Origin of the sequence: Mycetocola sp., assembly GCF_046716805.1 — a bacterium.
In the GTDB taxonomy this organism is placed as follows: domain Bacteria; phylum Actinomycetota; class Actinomycetes; order Actinomycetales; family Microbacteriaceae; genus Mycetocola_A.
The window spans coordinates 1-7,173 of the sequence record NZ_JBKJWH010000008.1 but is presented as its reverse complement, the minus strand read 5'-3'; the positions used below and the strand labels follow the sequence as shown (position 1 = coordinate 7,173).

Here is a 7,173-nt window from a genome sequence, read left to right as displayed (position 1 = left end):
CTCCCACTCCGCTTCCGTGGGCAGCCGCTTGCCTGCCCCCGCCCCGTACGCGGTGGCATCTTCGAAGGCAACTTGCACGACCGGATGGTGCAACCATCCCTCGATCGAGCTCTCGGGCCCGTACGGCTGCCGCCAATGTGCGCCCGGCACCCACTTCCACCACTGACGCCAGTCGGAGAGATCGACGGGGCCGGGCGTGCCGACAAAGACGAGCGATCCCGGTGCCAGGTTGGCCCGATCCGCGCCCGGGAAATCGGCAGGGTCCAATTCACGTTCGGCCACCGTGACGTATTCCGTTTCGTCGACGAAGCGGGCGAACTCGTGATTCGTTACCGGAGTGATATCAAGCGAGAATCGCTCGACCCGTGCCTCGTGCACCGGGCCCTCGTCGTCATAGAAGTCTCGCGAACCCATGGTGAACGAGCCTCCAGTGAGGGTGAGCATGCGCGATTCGGTGAGGTCTGCATCGCTCACGGTTCGGTTCCTTAAGCTAGTCGTTGAAAGTGGTTGCGGGAACGGCAGCGCGCGCCCCCTGAATCAGTTGAAACACAATGGTGCGGAGCTCTGCAAACCTGGCCTGGCTGCGGGTCTCGACCTGGTTGCGCGGCGATGCAAGGTCGATGTCGAGGATCTGCATAACGGAGGCGGGCTTGTGACCCAGCACGACAACGCGATCGGAGAGGTACACCGCCTCATCGATGTCGTGCGTGACGACGACGATCGTCATTCCGAACTTCTCGCGGATGCTCAGGCACAGGTCTTCGAGTTCAAACCTGGTCTGCGCATCCACCGAGGCGAACGGCTCGTCCATGATGAGCAGCTCGGGCCGGTAGGCCAGCGCTCGGGCAATCGCGACACGCTGCTGCATGCCCCCCGAGAGCTGCCACGGGTATTTCTCCCCGGCGCCTGCGAGACCCACAGCCTCGATCGCCTCCTCGACGCGCGCACGCTTCTCGGCGTCGGAGATGCGCACATGGCGAAGCGGCATCATGATGTTCTTCACCACCGTCAGCCACGGCATGAGCGATCGTGTGTACTCTTGGAAGACGAGCGCCATCTCCTCGGGCGGGCCGTCGATGACTGTGCCGTCAAGCGTCGCGGATCCGGAACTCACCGGCTGGAGGCCCGCCAGACACTTGAGTAGGGTCGTCTTGCCGACGCCGGATGGCCCCACGATGCAGACGACCTCGCCGCGCAGCACGTCGAAGTTGAGGTCGGCAATGACCCGAACCGCAGAGTCGCCCTGGCCGTACGTCTTGGTGAGGCCGCGCACCGAGAGGCGTACGGGACTTTCCGCAGGGGAATTGACGGTGTTCATGATGTTCCCAATCTCTGAGCGGAGTAGTACCAGCGCAGCGCCCTGCGCTCAATGAATTCGAAGAGCGCGTTGGCGCCGAAGCCGATAATGCCGAGCAGGAGAACCCCAGCCCACATGTCGGCCACGGCGAACGTCTGCTGCGCGAGAAGCGTCAGGGCGCCGATTCCGGTGGAGACTCCGAGCATCTCACTGGCGATCATGACGATGAACGCCGCGACGAGGCTGACCTGCATGCCCGAGAAGATGCGTGGAAGCGCAGCGGGAAGCATGACGCGAAACACCCGCTCGGTGAAGGTGAGGTGGTAGACCCGGGCGACCTCGCGCTGCAGAGGATCCACCGATCGCATGGCATCGATCGTCGTGATGAGGGTCGGGAATAGAGCCGCCAGCGTGATCGCGAGGATGCGGGTCTCGTTGCCGAACCCGAACAGCGCGACGATGAGCGGCACGAGCGCCACCGGCGGGATCGCACGCCAGAAATGGATGACGGGCGCGAAGATCGCTCCCAGCACTGGGGCGAGTCCCAGCACCATCCCGAGGGTGACACCGATGATCACCGCCAGCAGATAGCTCACCACGAGGTTGCCGAGGCTGGGCAGCACATCGGAGACGAAATTCTCGAAGAGCCACAGCGCCTGGAACCGTTCGAGGATGAATGACAGCGGCGGAAAGAAGACGTCGGTCGACGCCGAGGAGCCCGCCCACCAGAGCACGATCAGGGCGACGGGGGTCGCGTACTGAATGACGTGCAGCCACGAGCGCGGCATCATCCTCCGTCGCTTCTTCTTCGCGCCGGGCGGAACGGGAATCGAGTACGTGGTCATGCGGTTTCTCCGGCTCGGTAGGCGGCGTGCCAGTGCAACAGCCGTCGCTCCGCGAACTGGCTGATCCCGATGAACACCAGCCCGACGATTCCCAGCACCAACACGAATGCGAAAAGGTCTGGCTGGTTGTTCGAGATCTGCGACGCAAGGATGCTTCTGCCGAGTCCCGGAGCCCCGCCGAGGAGTCCGGCGACCACCGCGACGACGAGTGCCATCGGGGCGGCTATTCGCACGGCCGTTCCGATATGGGCGAGGGCGCTCGGCAGAATGACCCGCCACAACACCTCGAGCCGGCTCATCCCAAACGAGTATGCGGTATCGATGGCGACGGGGTCGACGTCGCGCACTCCCGCAGCGGTCTGCATCACGATTCCGAGCGTGAGGCCGAGCACGATGAGCACCATGCCCATCTGGGTCGTCGGTCCCATGACAAGGGCGATTATCGGCAACACCACGATCGGCGGAATGGGTTTGAGGGATTCGATTGGGATGCGAGTGGCGTAGCGAAACAGGGGGGAGGTCGCGACAACAAGGCCGATGATCACGCCCAGCACCGTCGCGATGACAAGGCCGCCGACGGCCATGAGAACCGTTGCGCCGAGTGGCTCCCACAGCTTTTCTGTGGGAGCCATCCCGGCAAGCGCAGAGAGCGTCTGGGTGGCGGACGGCAGAGGTGAGTCGGCCAAGGGACCTAGCGCCGCGAGTTGCCACCCCGCCGCGGCAAGAATCACACCGATTCCTCCGAGCACGATTTGTCGTGAGCTCTTCATTGCGTCACTCCTGTTTCATTTTCGCGAACCGAACAGCGGATGCTACGGCGTGAAGTACGCCGCCGAGAGGTCGACCTTCTTCGGCAGGAAGCCGAGGCTGACCAGCTTCTCGTTCGTGCGGTCGATGTCCGCCTTGCGCAGCTCCAACGGCCAGAAGGGCTCGCTCATGTCTTCTACCGGCGTGGCAACACCGGTGATCTCCTTGGCAATCTTCATAGCATCCGCCATATTGTCGGTTGCCAGTAGCATTGCTCTTGAGCATGGCGCGCTGGAATCCCGCAATGGCGTCGCGCTTCGAGTCGGCGATCGCACTCGACGTAAGCCACACACCGGCGGCGCCCTTCTCCGCGAAAGCAAGGCCGGGGCTGCCGAGATTGGGCATGCCCAACCTCTCGGCCTCGTCCATGAACGGAGTGATGAGGCCGGCGGCGTCGATGGTCCCGTTTTTCAGCGCCTCAAGCGACGACACGAAGTCGAGCGTGACCCAGTTGATGCTGCTCGGGTCGACACCCGCGTCCTTCAGAGCACCCGTGACGATCACCTCGAGCTGCGCCTTGCGGGCCGGAACGGAAATGGTCTTTCCGTCGAGGTCGCGAATGTCGGTGATGCCGCTCGCCGGGGAGGCGATGATGGCGGTGTCGTCGAACTGCGACGGGTCGTCGGAGTCGAGCGCCTCGTCAGGGTAGCCATAGGCGGGAGCGATGATCTCCAGCTTGAGACCCTGGCTCATTGCGTTGAGCATCGGGATGTTGGGTGCGAACGCCACGTCGATCTGGCCGCCCTGGAGCGAGGCGATTGCCGCCGGCGGGTTCGGCTGCAGCGAGAGCTCGATTTCGAGTCCTTCATCTTCGAACAGACCCTCGTCGATTCCCATCTGGAGCGCAGCATCCGCCGCGGCGTTGCCGGTGACAACCTTCAGCGTCGTGAGGTCTTTCGACGCCTCGGGTGCGGCCTCCGGTGTCGTGGCGGCCGAGCACGCCGACAATGTGAGAGCTATCACGCTGGCAATGCCAACCGTCATGGCCAGGGGTTTCTTTTTCATTGGTACTCCTTCGTCATTGAAAGAAAGCCGGTCACGCCGCCTCGTCAACGTGTCTATTCAGAGGATAGTGTGTAACTAGTTCCAACCGCGACTATTTCCGTCTTTGAACTACTGGCAACGATGCCGAACTGAGTGGAGATGCATGCCTGCAACGCCCGACATCCGCACCAATGGCCCTCATCGTGGCTACGACGGCTTTGCCGGGACGGTGGGCGAACTGGCTTCTCAGTCCACCCCAGCGTGGAGCACTCCCGTGCCAGCAGGAGCGGCGCATCCGAATATCGTCATGATCCTGGTCGACGATCTTGGCTTCAGCGATCTCGGCGCGTATGGCTCGGAGATTCCCACACCGAATATCGATTCCCTGGCCAATGGCGGCTTTCGCTTCACCAACTTTCACTCGGCTCCTGTCTGCTCCCCGGCGCGCGCCGCCCTGCTGACCGGCCTGAACCCGCATCGCGCCGGCTTCGGCACCGTCTCGCACGGCGACCCGGGTTTCCCCGGATACCGGCTCGAGATCGACGATGAGGTTCCGACGATCGCCGAGAAGCTGCGCCGGGCCGGCTACGGCACCTACATGGTCGGCAAGTGGCATCTCACGATCGAGTCCAAGATGCACGACGGAGCGGATCGATCGTCCTGGCCCACCCAGAAGGGCTTCGACCGGTATTTCGGCAGCCTCGACGGCTTCACCTCGATGTATGCGCCGCACCGTATCGTCCGCGACAACAGCACGATCGTCGACGACGAGGCGCCCGGCGACGCGTATCTCACCGACGTGCTCACCGACGAAGCGCTCGGGATGCTGCGTACCCTCCGCGCCAACGAGCTCGAGAAGCCGTTCTTCCTCTACCTGGCCCACCAGGCCGTCCACGGGCCGATTCAGGCCAAGCCGACCGACCTGGAACGAGTACGCGGCGCGTACGAACACGGCTGGGATGCGGTGCGGCAGCAGCGCTTCCGGCGCCAGATCGATGCGGGGCTGTTCGCGGAGGGCACGGAGCTCCCCCACTCGCAGGTCGCGCCCTGGGACACCCTGACCGACGACCAGCGCACGCTGTTTGCTTGCTACATGGAGGTCTACGCCGCGTCTGTCATCGCCCTCGATGACAGCGTCGGCCGGCTCGTCGCGTACCTGGCTTCCACCGGCGAGCTCGAGAACACGGTCTTCGCGCTCGCGTCGGACAACGGCGGCACGGCCGAAGGCGGACCCGACGGAACGCGCAGCTACTTCAGCCAGTTCGTGCCCTCGGCGAGCCTCCCAGCCGAGTGGGATCGCGATGTCGACCGGCCGCTTGAGCACATCGGCGGGCCCCGGGCGCACGTGCACTACCCGGCAGGCTGGGCCCAAAGTTCAAACACGCCGTTCCGGCAGTTCAAGGGCTCCGCATACGCTGGCGGCATCCGGGTTCCCCTAATTCTCTCGTGGCTGAAGGGCCTGCCCAAGGGTGACGGTGATTCGGGGGTGCGTCACCAATACGCCTTCATGACCGACCTGCATGCGACCCTGCTCGACCTGGCCGGGGTGGAGAGCCCGGAACGCTGGCGGGGAGCGCCGGCACCGGAACTCGACGGGGCCACGATGCGCCCGGCTCTCGCCGATGCGACCGCCCCGGCGAGCCGCACCGAGCAGTACGTCGAGTTCGCGGGCAACCGTGGCCTCTACGCCGACGGCTGGAAGGTCGTCACCGACCACAAGCGGGGCACGGCCTTCGACGACTCGGAATGGGAGCTGTACGACGTCGTCTCAGACCCCACCGAGGTGCACAATGTGCGGGAGCAGCATCCCGATATCGTTGCTCAACTCGGCGAGCGCTGGAATCGCGCAGCCTGGCTCAACACCGTCTTCCCCCTCGACGACGACGGCTCCCTGCTGTCGCGGCGCCCGGAGTGGCACGCCCGGTTCTCCCAGCCTGTGACTCTCCGTCCCGGCTTGCCGACACTGGAGCGGTATCGGTCCAGCTGCCTCGTCGTGATGCGCGACTTCGACATCGAGGCTAGCTTCGACTGGCAGCCGGGCAACCGTGGGGTGCTGGTAGCGCACGGTGACCAGGGCGGCGGGTACTCCGTAACGGTCGAGGATGACGCCACGGTTGTGCTGGCCTACAACGCCTACGGGCGGATGTATCACCACAGCGTGCCCATCGAGAAGCGGGGCGCCCAGGTTGTGCGGTTGCGTGCCACGTGCGGGGCGGCGTTCGATTGGGAGCTCGAGCTCTCCGTCGCGGCACTGACGCGCACTTTTGGTTCGGTGCCGCAGTTGCTCGGGCTTGCCCCATACACGGGGATAAGCGTCGGCATCGACCGTGGCGGCCCTGTCGACTGGGACCGGGCGCAGCGACGCGGTACCGATGCCTACACCGGCGCCGAGCTCTCTGTGCGAATTACACCGGGCAAGGAGTCGCCGGTGAGTCGAGGTCTGCTAGCCCGGGTGACCGAAGCAACGGGAAGACTCGCCGACTGAGCCTTCTCAGGGTCGCCGGCCAACCTCGGGCGCCGTCAGGCTTACTAGATGTGTTCGAGCTCAGCGGCCAACAGGACAAGCGCGGGCACGGAGTTGATGATGGCGGCGCGCTGGCTCTCGTCGATGCGCCGCAAGGCAGTAGCCAGCAGGCGCTCGTCAAGATCCGTCCACACCCTCAGGCTCTGCTCGCCATGGCGGGTGAGCGTCAAACGCACCACGCGCCGGTCGGCCGCGTCCGGCAGCCGTTCGACGAGTCCCTTGACCACTAGCTGTTGAACGAGTGTGCTGACGGTGTTCTTTGCCATGCGGTGTTTGCGGGCGAGATCGCTGATGCGAAGGTTCGGCTCGTCCAGAATGCGCTGCAAAATCTCCACCTGCGCAGTGGGCAGAGCTTCTCCGGAGAATTCGGCTCGGACCCGCTGCCGGAGAGTGCGGCGTAGTCGAGTCACGACATCGACCAGAGACGCGGCCTCTGGCAGGATTGCTGCGATCGCCGCTGCTGTCTCCCGTTCTTCATCAGCCGTTGGCGTCCTTGGTTTGTTCACAAGGGGAGTCTATTCTGCCCACAGAACTAAATCGGCTGGCGGGCTCGTCGCCGGTCTTCTTTATGGCGATGCCCGTGCCACCGTCATACTTTTGGCGGAGGGCTCGTCCTTAGCCGATCCCGGCGGATGGAGACGGCGGCGTTTCCCAGCGCGCGGCGTTCTCGACGTGCGGGCCGAGATCTGGCATCCTCAGTACGTACCCCGTTCGGG

At 64.5% G+C, this 7,173-nt stretch carries 7 protein-coding genes; 1 reads left to right on the top strand and 6 read right to left on the bottom strand.

Annotated elements, in window-relative coordinates; genetic code table 11:
* From ACLQ62_RS00630 to ACLQ62_RS00610, 5 genes are all read right to left on the bottom strand, one after another.
* On the bottom strand, window positions 1-474 hold a 474-nt coding region (locus ACLQ62_RS00630), incomplete at its 3' end, for an SUMF1/EgtB/PvdO family nonheme iron enzyme (RefSeq protein WP_411719723.1).
* Between the two features lie 16 nt (window positions 475-490).
* Entirely contained in the window at window positions 491-1,318 is an 828-nt protein-coding gene (locus ACLQ62_RS00625) for an ABC transporter ATP-binding protein (RefSeq protein WP_411719722.1), read from the bottom strand.
* Window positions 1,315-2,142 (bottom strand): ABC transporter permease, encoded by an 828-nt coding sequence (locus ACLQ62_RS00620; RefSeq protein WP_411719721.1) that lies wholly within the window; start codon window positions 2,140-2,142, stop codon window positions 1,315-1,317. Before ACLQ62_RS00620 ends, ACLQ62_RS00625 begins: the two co-directional genes overlap by 4 nt.
* Window positions 2,139-2,912, bottom strand: a complete 774-nt coding sequence (locus ACLQ62_RS00615; protein ID WP_411719720.1) for an ABC transporter permease — start codon at window positions 2,910-2,912, stop codon at window positions 2,139-2,141. Before ACLQ62_RS00615 ends, ACLQ62_RS00620 begins: the two co-directional genes overlap by 4 nt.
* A 4-nt stretch (window positions 2,913-2,916) precedes the next feature.
* Window positions 2,917-3,954 (bottom strand): ABC transporter substrate-binding protein, encoded by a 1,038-nt coding sequence (locus ACLQ62_RS00610; protein WP_411719719.1) that lies wholly within the window; start codon window positions 3,952-3,954, stop codon window positions 2,917-2,919.
* A 142-nt stretch (window positions 3,955-4,096) separates the two neighbouring features.
* On the opposite strand from ACLQ62_RS00610, the gene ACLQ62_RS00605 reads away from it, so the two are divergent.
* Window positions 4,097-6,418, top strand: coding sequence for an arylsulfatase (locus ACLQ62_RS00605; protein ID WP_411719718.1), 2,322 nt, complete (start codon window positions 4,097-4,099; stop codon window positions 6,416-6,418).
* Between the two features lie 44 nt (window positions 6,419-6,462).
* Here ACLQ62_RS00605 and ACLQ62_RS00600 read toward each other — a convergent pair whose 3' ends face one another.
* Complete coding sequence (locus ACLQ62_RS00600) at window positions 6,463-6,867, bottom strand: MarR family winged helix-turn-helix transcriptional regulator (protein ID WP_411719724.1); 405 nt, start codon at window positions 6,865-6,867, stop codon at window positions 6,463-6,465.
* Window positions 6,868-7,173 lie beyond the last annotated feature (306 nt).